The organism is Chthonomonas calidirosea T49 (assembly GCF_000427095.1).
GTDB classification, from domain to species: Bacteria; Armatimonadota; Chthonomonadetes; order Chthonomonadales; family Chthonomonadaceae; genus Chthonomonas; species Chthonomonas calidirosea.
Genome location: NC_021487.1, coordinates 1655225 through 1672481, shown reverse-complemented (window position 1 = coordinate 1672481; position 17257 = coordinate 1655225). Strand labels below are relative to the sequence as shown.

Annotated in this window: 17 protein-coding genes and 1 pseudogene; 15 read left to right on the top strand and 3 right to left on the bottom strand. The window is 57.6% G+C overall.

Going from position 1 to position 17257, the window contains the following annotated elements; all coding sequences use genetic code 11:
• Positions 1–38 precede the first annotated feature (38 nt).
• Together zwf and CCALI_RS06975 are read left to right on the top strand one after the other, a co-directional pair.
• Complete coding sequence (gene zwf / locus CCALI_RS06980; protein WP_016482771.1) at positions 39–1553, top strand: glucose-6-phosphate dehydrogenase; 1515 nt, start codon at positions 39–41, stop codon at positions 1551–1553.
• Between the two features lie 22 nt (positions 1554–1575).
• Positions 1576–2256 (top strand): uracil-DNA glycosylase, encoded by a 681-nt coding sequence (locus tag CCALI_RS06975; protein WP_016482770.1) that lies wholly within the window; start codon positions 1576–1578, stop codon positions 2254–2256.
• A gap of 12 nt (positions 2257–2268) precedes the next feature.
• Here the strand turns inward: CCALI_RS06975 and CCALI_RS06970 are convergent, their stop codons facing one another.
• Positions 2269–4467 (bottom strand): DNA polymerase domain-containing protein, encoded by a 2199-nt coding sequence (locus CCALI_RS06970; protein ID WP_016482769.1) that lies wholly within the window; start codon positions 4465–4467, stop codon positions 2269–2271.
• Positions 4468–4603: 136 nt separating this feature from the next.
• Here CCALI_RS06970 and CCALI_RS06965 point away from each other — a divergent pair, with 136 nt between their 5' ends.
• The 5 genes from CCALI_RS06965 (at position 4604) to CCALI_RS06945 (ending at position 10256) form a co-directional block, all read left to right on the top strand.
• Entirely contained in the window at positions 4604–5806 is a 1203-nt protein-coding gene (locus CCALI_RS06965) for a glycerate kinase family protein (protein ID WP_016482768.1), read from the top strand.
• 10 nt (positions 5807–5816) lie between these two features.
• A complete protein-coding gene (locus CCALI_RS06960; RefSeq protein ID WP_016482767.1) occupies positions 5817–6728 on the top strand; it encodes an Ig-like domain-containing protein in 912 nt (303 codons plus the stop codon).
• A 166-nt stretch (positions 6729–6894) separates the two neighbouring features.
• A complete protein-coding gene (locus tag CCALI_RS16330; RefSeq protein WP_016482766.1) occupies positions 6895–7620 on the top strand; it encodes a hypothetical protein in 726 nt (241 codons plus the stop codon).
• Positions 7565–8797, top strand: a complete 1233-nt coding sequence (terL, locus tag CCALI_RS06950; RefSeq protein ID WP_172636635.1) for a phage terminase large subunit — start codon at positions 7565–7567, stop codon at positions 8795–8797. The genes CCALI_RS16330 and terL overlap by 56 nt, the downstream gene beginning before the upstream one ends.
• A complete protein-coding gene (locus tag CCALI_RS06945) occupies positions 8760–10256 on the top strand; it encodes a hypothetical protein (protein WP_155850495.1) in 1497 nt (498 codons plus the stop codon). The genes terL and CCALI_RS06945 overlap by 38 nt, the downstream gene beginning before the upstream one ends.
• A 52-nt stretch (positions 10257–10308) precedes the next feature.
• Here CCALI_RS06945 and CCALI_RS16735 read toward each other — a convergent pair.
• Positions 10309–10857: pseudogene (locus CCALI_RS16735) on the bottom strand (collagen-binding domain-containing protein); the annotation flags it as partial.
• 19 nt (positions 10858–10876) lie between these two features.
• Positions 10877–11317, bottom strand: a complete 441-nt coding sequence (locus CCALI_RS16730) for a collagen-binding domain-containing protein (protein ID WP_016482762.1) — start codon at positions 11315–11317, stop codon at positions 10877–10879.
• Positions 11318–11895: 578 nt separating this feature from the next.
• On the opposite strand from CCALI_RS16730, the gene CCALI_RS06930 reads away from it, so the two are divergent.
• From CCALI_RS06930 to CCALI_RS06895, 8 genes are all read left to right on the top strand, one after another.
• Positions 11896–13371, top strand: a complete 1476-nt coding sequence (locus CCALI_RS06930; protein ID WP_016482761.1) for a S49 family peptidase — start codon at positions 11896–11898, stop codon at positions 13369–13371.
• A 34-nt stretch (positions 13372–13405) separates the two neighbouring features.
• On the top strand, positions 13406–13837 hold the full coding sequence (locus CCALI_RS06925; protein ID WP_016482760.1) for a hypothetical protein: 432 nt from the start codon (positions 13406–13408) through the stop codon (positions 13835–13837).
• 62 nt (positions 13838–13899) lie between these two features.
• On the top strand, positions 13900–14829 hold the full coding sequence (locus tag CCALI_RS06920) for a Mu-like prophage major head subunit gpT family protein (RefSeq protein ID WP_016482759.1): 930 nt from the start codon (positions 13900–13902) through the stop codon (positions 14827–14829).
• A 24-nt stretch (positions 14830–14853) separates the two neighbouring features.
• The gene (locus tag CCALI_RS06915; protein WP_016482758.1) at positions 14854–15186 is read left to right on the top strand and encodes a hypothetical protein; all 333 of its coding nucleotides are present in this window, start codon (positions 14854–14856) and stop codon (positions 15184–15186) included.
• Entirely contained in the window at positions 15183–15443 is a 261-nt protein-coding gene (locus CCALI_RS06910) for a spike base protein, RCAP_Rcc01079 family (RefSeq protein ID WP_016482757.1), read from the top strand. The genes CCALI_RS06915 and CCALI_RS06910 overlap by 4 nt, the downstream gene beginning before the upstream one ends.
• Positions 15444–15464: 21 nt before the next feature.
• On the top strand, positions 15465–15743 hold the full coding sequence (locus tag CCALI_RS06905; protein ID WP_016482756.1) for a hypothetical protein: 279 nt from the start codon (positions 15465–15467) through the stop codon (positions 15741–15743).
• 185 nt (positions 15744–15928) lie between these two features.
• Positions 15929–16117: a hypothetical protein gene (locus tag CCALI_RS06900; RefSeq protein ID WP_016482755.1), complete on the top strand. Its 189-nt coding sequence runs from the start codon at positions 15929–15931 to the stop codon at positions 16115–16117.
• 196 nt (positions 16118–16313) lie between these two features.
• Positions 16314–17012, top strand: a complete 699-nt coding sequence (locus CCALI_RS06895) for a glycoside hydrolase family 25 protein (protein WP_052572352.1) — start codon at positions 16314–16316, stop codon at positions 17010–17012.
• Positions 17013–17257 lie beyond the last annotated feature (245 nt).

The following is a 17257-nucleotide window of genomic DNA, read 5'->3' as shown; positions in this document are numbered from 1 at the left end:
ATCGCATTTTTTAATAAGCACTCGTAGAAAGTAGGACGATGTCATCTGACGTAACGAACCCCTGTGCTCTTGTGCTTTTCGGATCGACTGGCGACCTAACGCGGCGGAAGATTATGCCGGCGCTTTACAGCCTGGCCAAGCAGAAGCTTCTGCCGCCGGCCTTCGCCATTATCGCCTTTGCGCGTCGAGATAAAGACGACGCGACCTATCGGGAGGACGTGCGTGCCGCCATTCGTGAGTTCGCGCCCTCCTTGCAGCCGGAAGGGCCGGAGTGGGAGGCCTTTGCGCAGAATATCTTCTATCTTCGCTCCACTCTCGACGATAGCGAGGGCTACCACCGATTGGCGAACCTGCTAGATACGTTAGACCAGGAGCGCCAGCTTGGCGGCAATCGTCTTTTCTATTTGGCGACGCCTCCTGAGAACTTTCTGGAGATTATCGATCATCTCGGACGAGCGGGCTTAAACCGCCAGAAGACCCCGCAATCGTGGACGCGCATCGTCGTGGAAAAGCCGTTCGGTTACGATTTAGCCTCAGCCCGACAACTTAACGCCGAGCTGCGAGCGCGTTTTCGCGAGGAGCAGATCTATCGGATTGATCACTATTTGGGCAAAGAGGCGGTTCAGAATATTTTGGTACTGCGGTTTGCTAACCACATCTTCGAGCCGCTTTTCAACAAGAACTATATTGACCATGTGCAGATCATCGTGGCCGAGACGATAGGGGTTGAAGGGCGTGGAAACTACTTCGATAAGTCGGGCATCACGCGCGACATCATTCAGAACCATGCGCTTCAGGTATTGACGTTGGTGGCGATGGAGCCGCCTATCTCTTTGCATGCCGACGCTATCCGCGATGAGAAGGTAAAGACGCTCCGTTCCTTGCGGCCGTTTTCGCAGGAGGATGTGGCGCAGAGGACGGTGCGGGGCCAGTACGGGCCGGGGAAGCTCGTGATAGATGGCAAAGAGGTGGAGGTGCCGGGCTATCGGGAGGAGGAGGGGGTGGACCCCAAATCCACCACGGAGACGTTTGCGGCCATCCACTTTGCTTTGGAGAACTGGCGCTGGGCCGGGGTTCCTTTTTATGTTTTGGCCGGCAAACGGTTGCCAAAGCGCGTTACCGAGGTTCAAATACAGTTTAAAGCCGTGCCGGATGTGCTTTTTGCCCGCACGGCTGCGGAGGGGCTGCGCCCTAATCGCCTGGTCATCCGCATTCAGCCGGACGAGGGGGCCTTCTTCGAGGTGTGCAGCAAGGTGCCCGGCCCCGGTTTAAAAATTCAGACCGTACAGATGGATTTTAAGTACGGCTCGGCCTTTAATGTGCCGGTGCACGACGCCTATGAGCGCCTTTTATTAGATGCCATTCGTGGCGACGCCAGCCTGTTTGCTCGCGGCGACGAGGTGGAGGCGGCCTGGGAGGTGGTCACACCCATTTTAGAGGCTTGGGAGCACCTTACGTGCCCCGTCTTCCCAAACTATCCGGCAGGGACTTGGGGGCCGAAGGCGGCTGCCGATCTGCTGCGCGAAGGACAGGTATGGCGTATGCCGCAGTAGGTGATGGAGGATTTGAAGATATATGGGAGAAGAGACCGACAACAGGTTCGCTGAGATGAGCTCGGACGAGGGGAGTGGAACGAAAGCAGAGCGTTTACAGCTTGTTGCCGCCCGCGCAGCCACCTGCACCGCGTGCGATTTGGCGGCCACACGGACTCAGGTCGTGTTTGGCGATGGAAACCCAGAAGCCCCGTTGATGTTGGTGGGTGAGGCGCCCGGCATGCACGAAGACGCTACGGGTAAACCGTTTGTCGGGCGGGCAGGCGTGCTGTTAGATGCTTGCTTGCGCGAGAACAGCATCTCTCGGAAGCATATCTACATTACCAACCTGGTGCGGTGCCGCCCTTTTACCACCGAAAGTGGGGCGGCAAGAAATCGCCCACCGACGCAAGAGGAGATCAATGCGTGCCGACCTTGGTTAGAGCAGACGATAGATATTATTCAACCTTTGGTGATCCTCTGTTTAGGGGCACCTGCGGCCAACGTTTTGATCCATAAAGGCTTCAAAATGAGCCAGGAGCGAGGCCAGTGGTTTGAGGGGCGTTATGCGCGTTATGTGGCCGCTACATGGCATCCAGCCTATATTTTGCGCCTTCAGGGAGATGCCTACGAGGCCGCTCGGCGGGAGTTGGTGGCCGACATTGCGGCCGCACGCCAAAAAGTGATCGAGGCCAAGCGTGAACCCAAGCTAACGCTGTTTTAACGTGCTGGCCGTTTAGCCAAAGAGATCCAGCTCTCCTTGAAGGGCCTGAAGAGAATCCTTAGGAGAGGGGATACATTTGTCAAAATCTTGCGGGGATGGGAAGGCCTCTTCGAGGCGGCGTGCAAACTTGTAGAGCTTGTCAATGTAGTAGGCGATGTTCTCGTCGTTTTGGTACTCTTCTAGGCGCCCGAGCCGACCATCTGCGCGTTCGTAGACCCACACGTAGTCTCCTATCGGCACGCCTTTGGCGACCTCCGCCGAGCGAGTCTTGAGCTCGCTTTGGAACGTCTTGGGGGTCACACGTTCGCGCCTTGCCAAGTCCCGGATGGGGATTTCGCGGTTCAGCAGGCGTTGTCTGGTCTCTTCATAGAGCTGGCAGAGGCTCTGGATATCGCCATCGAGCAGATAGGCCACGGCTTTTTCGAGGAACTGGCGGCCATAGTTTTCATCGGCGCGCGAGCGCAAGGAGGCGCCTTTAAGAATGCGGGTGCCATCGTAGCAGGCAAGCGCGTAGTTTTTCGTTTTTAAGGAGAGCATGGCGGCATAGCGGCCATCGAAGGCCAATCGAATGCCTTGGGGAAGCGTGGCACCGATTTGCGCTACGTAGGCGCGCTCGGCCTCTTCTCCTTCGACGCCTTCAGGCGGTACGAAGTAGACGCCATCGGTATCCACCTCGATCACACGGCTGCCTGTCGCTTCAAGGGACTGCACGAGGGATTGGACGAGCTTGCGTCCCTCTTCCGTCACGCGGCGTGCAGCGTCGTAATCGTTGAAGTTAAAAGGGCCTCCCAAATAGCCATAGAACGAGTTGATCAGTACTTTGAGGGAGGCCTGTAGGCCATCCCAATAGGCAAACTCGGTGGAGGGCTTTTGGGTTTCGGCGGCCTTTCGTTTGGCTTCAAGACGGCGTTCAGTTAGGAATCGCAGGGCAGGCAAAAAGATGCCCAACGTGTCGGAGGCCGGCGCGATGGAGTAGGTGAGCATGAGGCTGGGGTAGAGGCTTTCCACGTCGGCCTTTACCACACGGCGCAGCACCCCTCGCGCGCGCACCTCCACATACCCGCCCTCATAGGGTTGGGAGGGCTGTGGGAAGGGAATGGCTCTCCCTTCGTGAAGATAGGCTCGTAGGAAGATGGAGTTGATCTTCTCGCCGTTACCCGAAGCCACCACCTGCCCGTAGTTATCGGGAACCATTTGGGTTTGGTAGAACTCGACGGGGGTGATGATGGAGGCCAGGCGCTCCACCTCTTCCACGTCTTGGAGGGCATAGCGCAGCACCGTGTCGGCCTGTTGTTTGTAGAGGCGCAGCATATCCTGACGGGGCAGCTCGACGCGGTCTTCCGAGGCGATACCAAAATGGCGGGCGCACTCTTTTAGGCCGTAGCTCACGAGCGATTGACGGCCCCAGTCGAAACGCTGTACGACGAGGTAGGTGTCTACCACATGCCGGCCGAAGAGGTAGACCGGGCGAAATGGCCGTGTGGTGCCGCCGATGGCGTAGTTGCGTTCGCCAGCGCGCCAAGGCTCCGAGCCATCACGCCCTAAGGACAGTTTGACCCCAAGCGCTTTCGCTCTCTCGATCAGGTAGGGAAAGTCGAAACCGAGAATGTTGTGGCCCTCGAGCACGTCGGGGTCACGTTCGGCGACAATGGCGACAAACTGCTCCAAGATGGAAACCTCGTCACCTTCCAACACCGTTTTGAAGCCGGTGTTATCGGAGATGGCGATCAGCAGAATACGGCTATCGGGAGCGGTGGGACTAAGCCCTGTGGTCTCCAGATCGAACTGCATGCGGCGTATGTCTTCAAAGGCCATCCCTTTAAAGAGGGTTTTCCCGAGGCGGGTCAGCGCCATGCGGGCGTCGCTGTTGCAGGCCAAGTGCTCGACATGGTGCTCGCGCAGCCGAAGGCGGGCATCACGATAGCTCATAAGGTCATCGAAGAGGGCTAGAATGCGGTAGCCTTTCCTGGAAGTCTCGTCAAGGCCGACGTCCTTCCCATCGGTATCGAGAGCGATGCGCTCGGCGATGGGGATTTGGAATGGCGGCTCTTCTTCCAGGAGAAGCCAGGGCCGAAAGGGGACCGTGCGGCAGATCACCTCATCGGTTTCGGTACGGCGATAGATGGCAAGCGTGGTATCTTTTGTAACGGTCTCCACGGCTACAATGCGCGTTTCGGGGTCCCATCCGTAGAGTATCTCTTCGGCCTGCATGTTGGTGTTTTTCTTCTTTGTGGAGGATCTACGGAAGATTATACCTATTCTTGTCTTGTCGCTACCGACACCTAGTAGAAGAGGCGCTAAGGTAGAATGTTGTACGTGGGATAGAAAGAGAAAGGTAGAAGCACGGTTGACCCAACCAGCGATCTTGGTGTGCCCAAACGCTTTCAAGGGAAGTTTAACGGCCAGTGAGGCCTCTCACGCCATGGCGGAAGGGATAAAGGAGGTTCTTGGGGACGCGGTGCCACTGGTTCTGCTGCCCTTAGCGGATGGTGGTGACGGTACACTCGAAACGCTTGTAGAGGCCACCGGTGGGACGATCTATCGGGCGTGGGTGCACGATCCGCTCTATCGCCCTGTGGAGGCGTCGTGGGGACGGTTGGGTGGAGAGAAGAAAGAGTTTGCCGTCATTGAGATGGCAAAGGCGTCGGGCTTGTGCCTTTTGAAGCCAGAGGAGCGCGACCCGTTGCATGCCACCACCTACGGTACCGGCGAGCTGATGTTAGAGGCGGTGCGAGCTGGGTGCAAGAAGCTGCTGATTGGCATTGGGGGAAGCGCAACCAACGATGGAGGGGCCGGCATGGCGCAGGCCTTGGGGGCGCGATTGCTGGATGAAGAGGGAAAGGAGCTACCTTTTGGAGGGGCGGCTCTGCGACGTTTGCGGACGATAGACATCAGCCATTGGAAGCTCCCACCTGACGTCGAGGTGATCGTGGCCTGTGATGTGGATAACCCTCTGTGTGGGGAGCAAGGCGCTTCTGCGGTTTATGGGCCCCAAAAAGGGGCGACGGCGGAGATGGTGGCCGTGTTGGACGCAGCGCTTGCCCACTATGCGACGATACTCCAAAGCGAACTGGGTATCGCGGTAGCCGATGTGCCTGGCGCCGGGGCGGCAGGCGGATTGGGGGCAGGCCTGCTGGCCTTCTGTCGGGCAAAGCTGGTAGCGGGCGCTGACATGGTGCTGGATGTGCTCGACTTTGAGGCCCACTGCCGTAACAGCTGGATGGTGTTAACGGGCGAGGGCAAGCTAGATGAACAGACGCTGCATGGAAAGGCCGTGCTCCGTGTGGCGCGTCGGGCCGCACGACTTGGATTAGGCATTCCGGTGGTTGCCCTGGGAGGCGCGGTGGAGGCAGAGGCGGAGGAGGCCCTTTTTGCGGAGGGAGTGCATGCGGTTCTGCCTATTGTTGAGAGGGTCTGTACGTTGGAGGAAGCGATGAGCCAAGCGTATCCTCTTTTGAAGCGTGCCACGCGGCGCGCGCTTCGCTGGGTATTGATCGGACAAAAGGGATTGCCAACCTGCCAAGTGCGGGGACCTCTTTCCAGCAATTGAGGCCAAGACCATGGTGAAGAAGGGTTTTCTTGGTTTGCTTGTTGGCCTATTGGGCTTTTGCAGCGCTGCGAGGCTAGCGGCGCAGCCAATAACGGATGAGAGCGTGCCGACCTATCTGCTTCGTGTGACGAACGCGCTCTATACGCCGGTCGAGGTGAGTGTGGATGGCGGCAAAACCTTTTTGGTGATCGGGCGAGTGATCCGTTGCGCCACGATGGTTGCGGCCGACGACGCGGCGCGACAGACCGGTAAGGTCATACGAAGCGCCGACGCGGGGATTGCGATCTCTTTGGGAGGCGAGCGGGTTTTAAAGCTATTGCCGCAGCCGGCAGTTGCCAAAACGCATTGGGAACCGTGGGCGATCTACACAAATATCGCGGAGGGCAAAGCGTTATTTGGAGCGCTTGCTCCGCCGGTCGGCACCAAGGTGCTGTTGCCTCTCAGTGTGCTGAACACGGCTGTGGCCTACTCGCCGCAGATCGGCGATGTGTTCGAGTTTATGGTCGCTCGAAAGCCACCTCCCTCCTTCGAGCCGAGCGCGGCGTACGACAAACGTCTTAGTGATTGGATAACGGAGCTTACTCAGGAGATACAGGCGATGGCGCGCGACTATGCCGCAGGGGCGGTAGCGCGCGCCCAAAAAGAGCATCGGCTTATTGTCTCCGGTTTTCTTACATTACAGGCGAAGTTGCCCCAGGGTGAGCCAGACCCCATCGAGTTCGTAAGGTTTTTGGTAGACGGCACGGTGGTTCAGTTAACCAATGTGCCTCCGTTCGTGTACAAATGGGATACGCGCAGTGTGGCAGATGGGGAACATGTGGTGGAGATAGATGCGCTCGATAAGAATGGGAAGCTTATTACCCAAGCGAGCGCGCTTGTTGTCGTACAAAACCGCACGACAACCAGTTCAGCAACGCCCTAACTTGTTGTAAGCTGGTTTATTGGATTGGCGTTGTTTGTTGAGAGGGCGGTGTTGCGAGCTGCATGCTGCTTCCATGCGGAGCTATTTGGGAGAGCAAGCGATTTCCCCAAGAAGGGCGAAAGATTTTCGATCTATGTAGTGAGCATTGCTTTAGAAGGAGAGCAGCGTGGCGCGTGGCCGTAAACGAGACCCAATGAAGGAGCTGCAGTGGAGCTTGGAGCGGGTACATGAGATCCTGGAGGCGTGTGATAGCTGGCTGCGCGACCCACAGACGGGGCGCTACGATGTGTCACCCCGTGGGGAGGAGCTTTGGATACGTTTTCGCGAACAGGACCCCGAAACCGGTCGGACTCTTTGGAGACGTGCCACCCTTCAGCAGCTTTTAGACCGTTGTTGTGGCGAAGAGGCCGTTCAGACCCAGGTGGAGACCAACAAGATCGAGGACCCGCGCCGTCTGCTCTTAAGGGCGGCGCAGGAACTACGCCAAACGTTGAAGACCGGTGTGGAGCTTGCGGAACGCCTTACCGATGTGGCCGCGTTGGAGGCGTTTCAGGCGGCGATTCTAGAGGAGCTACGAGCCCTCGATGAGGCGACGGCGCACAGGGTTGCCGCCCGAATCCGTGATCGCCTCCTTCAAGAGCCGGTTGCAGCAGGCGCTGCACCCGTGGCTGCCTCCAACGCATCGCATCTCCTTGGCGACGTTCATCGAGAGGACGTTTCCCTGGCAGCTCGACCCCTGGCAGCGCCTTCTCTGCCGGCGGCTCGAACGGCTGCACGAGGAGCAAGGCGCAAGGCTGTTGATCCACGCGCCGCCTCAAGTGGGCAAGAGCGTGATCGTGAGCCAACGGCTTCCTGCCTGGATGCTGGCCCAAAAGCCGACCCTGCGCATTAAGTTGGCCTGTTACAACATTACCCATGCCACACGCTTCTCCAAAATCAACCTTCAGCTGCTACGGGATGGCGCTCTGCACGACCTCTTTCCGCCCGAGTGCCGCATTGTAGAGCCAGCTCAGCAGGGCATGTGGAGCACAGTGGCGCGGGCGGAGATGCGTGATGGCCAGCCAAGTTTCATGGCGCTGGGCCTGCGCACCGGCTTCGTGGGGCAGGGAGCGGATCTGTTGATCATTGACGATCCCTATGCCTCCCCACAAGAAGCCCTCTCCGCGGTGATAAGAGAGAGCGTATGGACATTTTGGAGCGCAGGGGCGAAGGTGCGTATAAGGCCGGAGACCAACGTGGTGGTGATGTTTCACCGGTACCACACGGAGGATTTGGCGGGGCGGTTGCTGGCGGAGGGCGGTTGGGAGCTGCTGCGTTTTAGCGCCATTTGCGATGGAGAAGAAGAGGACCCGATGGGGCGAGCGGTGGGGGAACGTCTAACGCATCGGCTGTCGGAGGCCTTTTTGGCGGAGCAGCAGCAAACGCCCTCTATCTGGTTTGGGCAGTTTCAGGGGCGTCCAATGCCCGTGGGAGGCGGCTTGATCAAGGGGGCCTATTTTCGCGTGATAGGCGAGGAGCAGGTGCCGCCGCTAAAGCAGGCCGTTATGGGGGTAGATTTGGCGGTCTCGGCCAAGACGAGCGCGGACTACACGGTGGTGTTTCCTTTGGGGGTGGATGCAGAGGGCATCTACTATCTGTTTTCTCCGGCGCGGGGGCAGTGGGAGCCGGGGGCCTCACGACGCGCAATCGCACAAAGGGCACGCTGTTTTGCCGCCCAACATCCGCTACGGCGCATTGGGGTGGAGAGTGTGGGGATGGCAGCGGGCCTAGTGAGCGAGATGCAGCGCGACGCGGTGTTCGCAGGTTTCAGTGTGGTTGGCGTAGCCCGCCAAACGGATAAGGTGGCGTTGGCCTCAGTGTGGATTCCTGTGGCGGAACAGGGCCGCATGGTGCTTGTGGAGGACGGTTCGGGCTGGATAAAAACGTTTATCGCCGAGGCTGAGAGCTTTCCGTTGGGGGCACATGACGACCAGGTGGATGCGGTGGGCATCGCGTTTCTCACCTTGCAGCAGGTGCCAGAGAAGGCGGTCTATGCGCCGCGTTGGGAGGGAGGCCGCCCGCGATGGTAGGGCGCTTTCGCCTCGTAGAGGGGCGCGATGTCGACACGGCGGTGCTAGAGAGAATGTGGGAGCTGTGATGAAGAGAGCGATATGGCAAAAGCAGAATCCGGAGTTCGTGGGTTCAGAGCGTTTTGCTTGGCAGGGGCGGCGAGTTTCCCAAGGGGCCGGGCAGGTGCTTTTCGGCAAGGGCGGGTTGGGCTATATTGCACGGCGCGGGGTTGACTTTGGCACCAGCATGGCCTTGCAATCGCTGGAGGGGGTCGCACGCCTGGCAGCTCAGCAGCCGTTGGAGCTGCTTTCTCTCTTGCCCGACTTGGTGCCAGAGGTGGGACTTGCTTTGTGGAATGGGGTGCATTTGGGGTGCAACGCGGAGACGGTACGGTTGAAGGCCCTAAAGCGCACCGCGTCGGGCAGTGTGGAGGAATCGGCCGAAGGAACGGCGTTGTTGGAGGCGTTGTGGCGGGACAACAATCCGGAAGTAGGCGGCTTTGAGGACGCGCTTGCCCAAAACTTTCAGATGCTGATGTTTGCGGGGATGTGCGCTGTGGAGGCGGTGCCGGCGTCGCGAGGCCAAGGCATCACGGCGGTCTATCCGGTCAATACGCTTACCCTGCGCTTTCGCCGTGATGACGATGGGGTTTTACGGCTTTATCAGCAGCAGATCGCCAACCCGAACGGGATGGGGCTATACTCGGCAGGGTTCGGTGGGTTGTTTGTGCCGATGCCGATGAATCGATTCTTCTACAGTCGGGTTGCGGGCCTGCCGGATGAGCCTTATGGCCGAGCTCCTTTTGGGGCTGCGCTCACGGTGGTGTTGGAGTGCTTGGCTTTTTGGCGCGATGTCATGCTGGCCTTTCACCGCATCGGAACCCCGAAATGGGATGTGGGCTTCGATTTTGAGATGTGGGCGAACCTGGCACGGGAGGTGGTGGGTTTAACCGATCCGCTGGAGATCAACGAATACGTGCAGGCGCGATTTCAGGAGGCGGTTCGTTTTTGGAACGACTTGAAAGCGGATGACGCCTTTTTTCACGATAAGAACACCGTGGTGAACGTGGCAGGCAGCCGCGAGGCTTGGCCTGACGTCGAGGGGTTATGGCAGATGTTGCGTTTGCGGTTGGTGCAGGCGTTAAAGCAGTTGCCTACGCTCATGGGTATTGTGGAAGGCTCCACTGAGACATGGAGCCGAGTGGAGTGGGACATCTATACGGCTGCTCTACGCACATTGGCACGCAAGGCTGCCGCGCCTTTGCAGCAGGCCGGGGCGCTCCATCTCCGTCTGCTTGGGCTGCCTTACTGGGTGGAGGTCGAAGTAGGGGAGTTGAAGAGTGTTACGCGTCTGATAGATGCTCAGGCGGAGGCCGTAGAGATCGCCAACGAAGCGCGGAAGCGAGACGAGGGGTGGCAAACCAACGAGACCGCTGCCGTTCGGGTAACGGGCAGCGGTCCGGTGGTTCCTCGTACTTGATGGGGCTTAAAGAGACGCAACCGACGAGTCGTTCGCACGAGGCAGGTTTTTCTTACGTTTTGCCCAGACCGTTGTCCCCCCCTAAAAACAGCAGGCCTGCCAGCGCAGCAAGGGAGCTGGTTTCGGGTGTGGCCGCGTGGGGAATCTGAAAGCCCTGTCCGTTCCAATGGAGCTCGAAGTTGGCTGGGCTGTTGTTGGTGCCCTGTAGACTGTTGGCAATGAGAGAGCCCCCGATATGCGCGTAGCCGCTTGTGGTGACGTTAGCCGACGTCGCCAAGAGATTCCCCTCGATGGATTGATCCAAAGAAAGGCTATTGGCCTGGTAGAAGTTGAACAGCAGATAGGAATGGATAGCATCGGTCGGTTGAGTAAATTGTTGGTTGTTGAATTCCACGATGCCGTTCCACTGAGGAGACGACCCGGCCACGTTAATAAGAATGGGGTGGGCTGGAAGGGAGCCTGAGAAGAGAATGTTAAGATAAGCCCCCGTAGAGAAGTTGTTGAACTGGGATTGGGTTAGATTATAGACATACAGCCCATTGACCGGAGTTGCTGAGGTGAAATTGAGGTCGTAGCGGTTGGCGTTGAAGCTAAACGTCGCGTTGGGGCTGTTGCCAAGGCTAGCAAGCTGGTTTTGTTGCGACGTGCTGTTGTTTTTTTACCGCGTTAAAGTCAATGCCGAGGGCGGTAGTGGAGTTCCCAACACCGCTAGAGATGTGGCCATTCGGATCGTTATCGTAGAGGCTGCCCGAAAGATTGCCGCCGATAACCCCATTGCCATGGTTGATGGCGGAGCTGGATGACGATACGTTACCGGCAACCACAAGTGAGTTCTTGCCGCTGTCATAGGTCGAGTCCCCAAGGCCCATGCTAGATACCGTAAGGTTACCGCCGATCGCGGCAAGCCCTTGCACGTCTGTGTTGGCCAGAGACCCATTGCTGAAAAGAAACAGGTTATAGTTCAGCGCCTGGTCGAGAGTTGTGGTCTGCGCCAACGCCAAAAGATGGGTACATAGACAAAACGCTGCCGTACCAACACAAAGAGCTATTTTGCGTAACAAAATCTCAACCTCCTTCAAAACTCGTTAAGGCAAGATACCTTAGAACAGAACGACAGATCGATTGAAAAATTACCGGTTTTTATCTCTAGCTTTAGAGACCGTAAGTGCTTGGATGAACTACGCTCAGCTAAAACGTTGACAAAGACCCGACGGTGAATCTTCATCACAGATCGTCCAACGACTTGCTGTGCCGCGTGGCTCTCTAATAGCGGCTAAGCATGATTCCCATGCTGCTAGCAAGGAGAATTCACCTTCTCGATATCATGCTCACCCTCTCTATTGGTGCTTGCGAAGTTGGTGTTCGCCGCAGGGTTAGGGCATTTTCTGATGCCTCAACCGTCTCGACGATCTGGGCAGCTGGGGTAGTGAAGGAAGCGGCTTTTCTAGTACGCGGCATTCGGTGCCTTACGTGACCTGCACAGTCAATTTGATCGTTGTCAGGAAAGCACTTTTTTAGGCAAAGGAAAAGATGGAAGGCGCATTCTTCTCTTGCCTTTCAGCAAGAGTCTCCTGCGCCGAATGCTTATGAAATGGGAATTAGCGATCTCGCTATTTCTTAAAAGCGATAGGTGAAAATCATGGGAAACGGTTGGTTAACGGAGGATGCCCTGTGGGCGTTGGAACCCCATGCGGAGGCGGCTGCCTCCGAGCCGCGGGTGTTGCAGGCAACGCTACCCGAGGAACAGAGGGCTGGTTTGCTGGAGACTGGGCCAGGTTTTCAAGTGCTTGAGGATGGCGTTGCGGTGCTCAATCTGGTGGGTCGGTTAACGAAGCAGGTGGTGGAGGGAGGATGTTCCACGCGTTGGGCGCGTTTTGCGGTAGGCCAAGCGTTCAGCGATCCGAAAGTGAGAGCTCTTCTGCTGCGCATCGATTCGCCGGGAGGGCAAGTGGCGGGCACGCATGACCTGGCGATGGCCCTCTGTCAATTCGCGCGGCGTAAGCCTTTAGCGGCCTACATCGAAGATATCGGGTGTAGTGCGGCCTACTGGATCGCTTGTGCTGCCGATGCCATCTACTGTAACCCAACGGCGACGGTGGGAGGGGTAGGGGCTTTGTTGGTGGTTACCGACAGCAGTCGCGCGTTAGAGCGGGCTGGCTTGCGGGTGCATGCGGTTGCTACCGGCCCACGCAAGCGGGTAGGAGCGCCAGGTCAGCCGCTTCTACCTGCCGATGTGCGCTATTTGGAGCGTTATGTGGGCACGGTGGGAGCGATATTTACCCGCTTTGTGCGGCAGCGACGGGCTCTTACTGAGCAGCAGCTGCAGCAGGTCGCGCGCGGAGGGCTTTTTGTAGGGCATCAGGCTGTGCAGGTGGGGTTGGTGGATGAGGTGCTTTCGTTTGAGGAGGCGTTGAAACGTTTACGCGCCCGCGCGCAGGTGCGGCAACGGATGGATAGAAGGGATGGAGAAAGGAGCGAGATGTCCATGCATTGGAAAGAGGGAGTGCGGCAGATTCTCTCCGCTTTGCGGCGAGGGCAGGAGGTGATGGCGAAGGCGGAGGAGCCTGCGAAGCAGCTAGAGGCCGTTTTGGAGATGGAGGAGGCCTTGTTGGATAGCGATGGGGTTCTTGGAGAGGAGACGACACAGCCGATAGAGGCTGTTAGTGAGCTCGACAGCGCGGTTGTGCAGCTGTTGCAGGAGCACGGCATCGTTTCAGCGTCAGACTTGCGACATCGGCTAGAGATGGCGAAGCTCGGCCTCGGTGCACTTGAGGAGGCACGGGCAGAGGCAAAAAGAGCGGCCATACGTCTTTATGGCGCGGAGAGCGGAACGACCATAGGCGCGCAGGTGGATTTCGAGCCGATCGAGGTTGTGAGAGCCAAAGCGCTCGCCTGGAATCTGGAGGCCGATGCAAGGTTTGGTGTGGAGGCTGCGGGTGGAGGCCGGCGAGTGTCAGCACCCTGCCTCCTTCCAGGCCCCGCTGAAGAGCGGGGAGCAACCAGCGCTTGGGAACGGCTATCGGAAGCGCAGCGAGCCATGGCCATTAAGATGGGGTTTACCACGCCGGAGAAACAGGAGGCGTTTGCGGAGAACCTGTTAGCGGCGAGAGAATAGAGAGCACGATTTTTAACAAGAGGAGACGTTTAGGATGGCAGCATCTACAGGGCCGCGCGAGGCTCAAAGGAAACCGGGGCAGATCGTGGCCTACAAAATGGGCGCGGTGCGCATCAACAAGGGAACGTTGGTGGTGGCTTATAATGCCGACGGATACGCCTACCCAGCAAGGGCGGGTGCGGCAGTTACCGCCGATAACTTTTTGGGCGTCGCGTACGAGACCATAGATAACAGCGGAGGACCAGCGGGGGCACAGAGCATTCGCGTACAGAAGACGGGCACCTATGTGTTCGCGCTGTCCTCTGCCTCACAAAATTTGGTAGGAGATGCCATCTACGCGCTCGACGATCAGACGCTGACGACAAACGCCACCAACGGCTCCAACCCAAACACGTTGGTGGGCTATGTGGTTGGGGTGGAGGATGCGAACGACGTTCGCATTCGCATTGATGTCGCGGTTCGCTAGAGGCAATCTCTCCTGTTAAGTTGCTTGTTGCATTGGATGGACTTTTGAAGGAGTGAAACGATATGGCCATTGTGACATCCGACCTGCTTTTGTTAACGCAGGCGGGGATCAAAACGGAGTTTAACAACGCCTATTTGGAGGCCAACGAAAAGGCGGATTGGCGCCAGATCGCCACGGAGCTGCCGACGACCCTGCCCATTCAGCGTTACGCCTGGCTTGGTCGTGGAGCGGTTATGCAGCCGTTTGCCGATGAGATAAAAGAGCAGGCGCTTCGAGAAGATACCTATCAGCTGGCCGATATTCTCTACAAGGGTGCTTTGGTGATTGATAGGCGCATGATCGAGGACGATCAGTACGGCCTGATCATGCTTCGGGTTCGGGAGCTGGCTCAGGAGCCGGTGCGGCACTGGAATCAGCTGGCGTTTCAGGGGTTGGTAGCTGGGTTTTCGCAGCTTTGCTATGATGGGCAGTACTTCTTCAATGCGAATCATCAGGAAGGAAGCAGCCCTATTCAGAGCAACATCACCACCGCGCCTCTCAGCGATGCGTCTTTAGAGGCCGCCGCAACCGCGATGATGAGCTTTGTAGATGACAAGGGCATTCCGATGCATGTGGTGCCCGACACATTGGTGGTGGGGCCGCTGTTGGCGCGGCGCGCATGGAACCTTGTGGCTCAGGACATCGTGTACCAGCCTGGCGAGGTGGGCACGGCTGGGGTGCCCTCTACCCCCTATCGCAACTACTTTAATGGCCGCTATAAGCTGGTGATCAATCCCTACATTTCAGGCTATCAATGGTTCTTGCTGGACTGCAGTCGCGAGGTGAAACCCATTGTTATCCAGAATCGCAGCGACGTGCCGATCACGCTCGAAACCGACATGGACATGCCGGAGGCCCGCATTCGCGAGCGCTACCATTTCACCGTGCGGGGGCGCTACGTGCAGGGCTATGGACTTTGGCAGCTTGCTTACGGTTCCAATGCCACCGCATAGCTTTTTGGAAGGAGGGGAGGAGAGATGTATGCTGTGCGATGTCGAGGACAAGGGCGGGGCTTTCGTGTGGAGGGGGTGCTGTACCCCTGCCAAAAATGGCTGTTGGTTTCGCAGATAAGTGAGGCCGTTTGCGCTGAACCGATGTTGGAGGTGCAGACCGTTGCAGGGCCGGAAGACCCTAAGCTTGCCCCCTTCCCCGCAGCTTTTCCGGACGGCAGCGAGCGACGGTTGCCTACGTTTGAGGAGATGGCGAGGGAGTGGGAGCGGCTTAAAGGCCGGGTAGATGCTTTGGAAAAGCAGGTGCTGGCGGGCTCGTTAAGGAGTGGTACAGGGGGCAAACAAGGAGGGCGCAGATGAATATTCCTCCTGCAAACCCAGCCCAGCGCGCCTGGCTTATCGCGCCCAGCGACACCCAGCTGGTGGCAGCCAGCGTGAGCGGTGTTCCTTATGCTCGTGGGATTTTGGTGAGCGCCGATTGCACGCTTCATGTCACCACGCTGGGCGGAGACCAGCTCACCATCCCTTTTATAAAAGGCTATAACCCTATTGCCGTTCAGCAGGTGTGGGCGACTGGCTCCAGCACAAACGGTGCGCTCCTTATTGGGCTGTATTGAGGTGCACAAAGGGGAGAGAAGATGACCAGCACAGAGCCAATAACGGTGGCTATGGCCACAGTTTCGTTGATCAGTGGGATCGGAGCGGCCGTTGCCACGTTGATTCGTCAGGCCAATCGGCTTGCCCTGTTGGAGGAGCGCGTTGGTGGAGTTCAGAGCGAAATGCGGGCTGAGCAGGCGCGTAACGAGCAGCGCGATCAGACGCTTTCGGAACTGAATGCCCGCCTCGCGCGCATCGAGGAGAAGCTAGATATCGCCATTCGCTATCGAAGACGCAGCGGGCGCTACCAAGCGTTTTAAGCGGCGTGCCCATTGCCGAAATGAGGTTCTTCACCGACCGTCAAAACGAAAAGGAAAGGAGAAAAGCGCCCGCAAACCGCACCCTCTAGTTAGGTCGGCGGTTTCTGCGCGCAAAAACTATGGGCAGTTTTTTATCGCACCTTGTACCCCTCACGTTGGGGTTTTTGGGTGGAGTGTTGCATCGGATGTTAACCATTCGGGCTGACCAGCTTAAGATCAAAAGCAAAGTTGTGCCCGATGCGGTGCGTCCGCTGGTTCAGGAGGAGCTGCAGAAGGTGATTCCGGTATTGGCGCAACAGATTCAGACCTGGGCCGACGGAGCTATTCAACGTACCGCTCAGAAGTTAGAAGGCTCATCTAATTCCAATTCCTAGCTTTTACTTGCCCGCCAATGCCTAAGATGCATCGGCGGGCAAGTAAACTCTCTAGTTTTCCCTTTTGTAGCCGAAAAAACTAGCATTTTTGGAAGGGAATTTCGGAGCTTTTTCTGCCTTTCTCTCTGTCTAACGGATAAGGGAGGTTTTGCAAGGTTTTCTGTAACGAAGAGGCAGAGAGAACGTTTTTAAGGAGATGGCGTTGCTAGAAGGAGTAGACATAAGTCACGACGACAACGGCATTGACTGGGAGCAGGTGGAGTGTGGGGGGATCGGGTTCGCTTTTTGTAAAGCCACCGAAGGGACAAGCATTGTTGACCCCTATTTAGAAAGGAACCTCTCCGGCATGCGTTCTGTGGGGATAGTGCGCGGAGTATATCACTACTTCCGTTGCGATGAGCCAGGTGGTTGGCAAGCCGAGTTCTGCATCCGCACAGCCCGTCGTGCCGGTTACGACCCCGCCCGAGATCTGCCCATCGCTCTCGATTTGGAAGACCTTGAGGGCGCCCAACGCATTGGCAAAGCGCGCCTGCAGTTTGCTGTCTCCATGTTTCTTATCACGGCGCGCACCATGATAGGTAAGCTGCCCATCATCTACACAAGCCCCGCCTTTTGGGACGAGTGGATGGACGGCACGGATGCCTATTCTGGGCATCCGCTTTGGGTGGCTCACTACACGGGGCAGCCCAACCCACGATTGCCCAAGGGCTGGCAAAAGTGGACGTTTTGGCAGTATACTCCTCGAGGAACCGTTCCCGGCATCCCCTCGGTGAAAGAGACCGATCGGGATCGTTTTCACGGTGAGGATATTCGAGCTCTATGTGGGCTGTTCGGTATTCCTATTCCGGCTTGCATTCGCTTGCCTGCTAACTCATTCCATCCCCCTCAGGTCTAAAAGGCGTCGGTGTTGCGATGTTAAGCCCGACGCCTTCGTCAATTCAAGGGAATGGCGAATAGCAGATGGAGAATGTAGGATGTCAGCTTGCGTAAGCGTATAACGGCTCCATCTCCTTACCCTTCTCCTGAAAGGAGAAGGGTAGGGTATCATAGGGGTTGTAGCTTGGTTGGGGTGCCCTCTTCGCTCAACAGGCAAGAGTGGAAACAAGAATCACCCCAGGTGCTGCGAAAGCGGAGCGCAAC

Bases quoted from the DNA above. Each gene is read 5' to 3' on its own strand.
- zwf (WP_016482771.1), top strand. From the start codon at position 39: ATGTCATCTGACGTAACGAACCCCTGTGCTCTTGTGCTTTTCGGATCG.
- CCALI_RS06975 (WP_016482770.1), top strand. From the start codon at position 1,576: ATGGGAGAAGAGACCGACAACAGGTTCGCTGAGATGAGCTCGGACGAG.
- CCALI_RS06970 (WP_016482769.1), bottom strand. From the start codon at position 4,467: ATGCAGGCCGAAGAGATACTCTACGGATGGGACCCCGAAACGCGCATT.
- CCALI_RS06960 (WP_016482767.1), top strand. From the start codon at position 5,817: ATGGTGAAGAAGGGTTTTCTTGGTTTGCTTGTTGGCCTATTGGGCTTT.
- CCALI_RS06945 (WP_155850495.1), top strand. From the start codon at position 8,760: ATGCGCCGCGTTGGGAGGGAGGCCGCCCGCGATGGTAGGGCGCTTTCG.
- CCALI_RS06930 (WP_016482761.1), top strand. From the start codon at position 11,896: ATGGGAAACGGTTGGTTAACGGAGGATGCCCTGTGGGCGTTGGAACCC.
- CCALI_RS06925 (WP_016482760.1), top strand. From the start codon at position 13,406: ATGGCAGCATCTACAGGGCCGCGCGAGGCTCAAAGGAAACCGGGGCAG.
- CCALI_RS06920 (WP_016482759.1), top strand. From the start codon at position 13,900: ATGGCCATTGTGACATCCGACCTGCTTTTGTTAACGCAGGCGGGGATC.
- CCALI_RS06915 (WP_016482758.1), top strand. From the start codon at position 14,854: ATGTATGCTGTGCGATGTCGAGGACAAGGGCGGGGCTTTCGTGTGGAG.
- CCALI_RS06910 (WP_016482757.1), top strand. From the start codon at position 15,183: ATGAATATTCCTCCTGCAAACCCAGCCCAGCGCGCCTGGCTTATCGCG.
- CCALI_RS06905 (WP_016482756.1), top strand. From the start codon at position 15,465: ATGACCAGCACAGAGCCAATAACGGTGGCTATGGCCACAGTTTCGTTG.
- CCALI_RS06900 (WP_016482755.1), top strand. From the start codon at position 15,929: ATGTTAACCATTCGGGCTGACCAGCTTAAGATCAAAAGCAAAGTTGTG.
- CCALI_RS06895 (WP_052572352.1), top strand. From the start codon at position 16,314: ATGGCGTTGCTAGAAGGAGTAGACATAAGTCACGACGACAACGGCATT.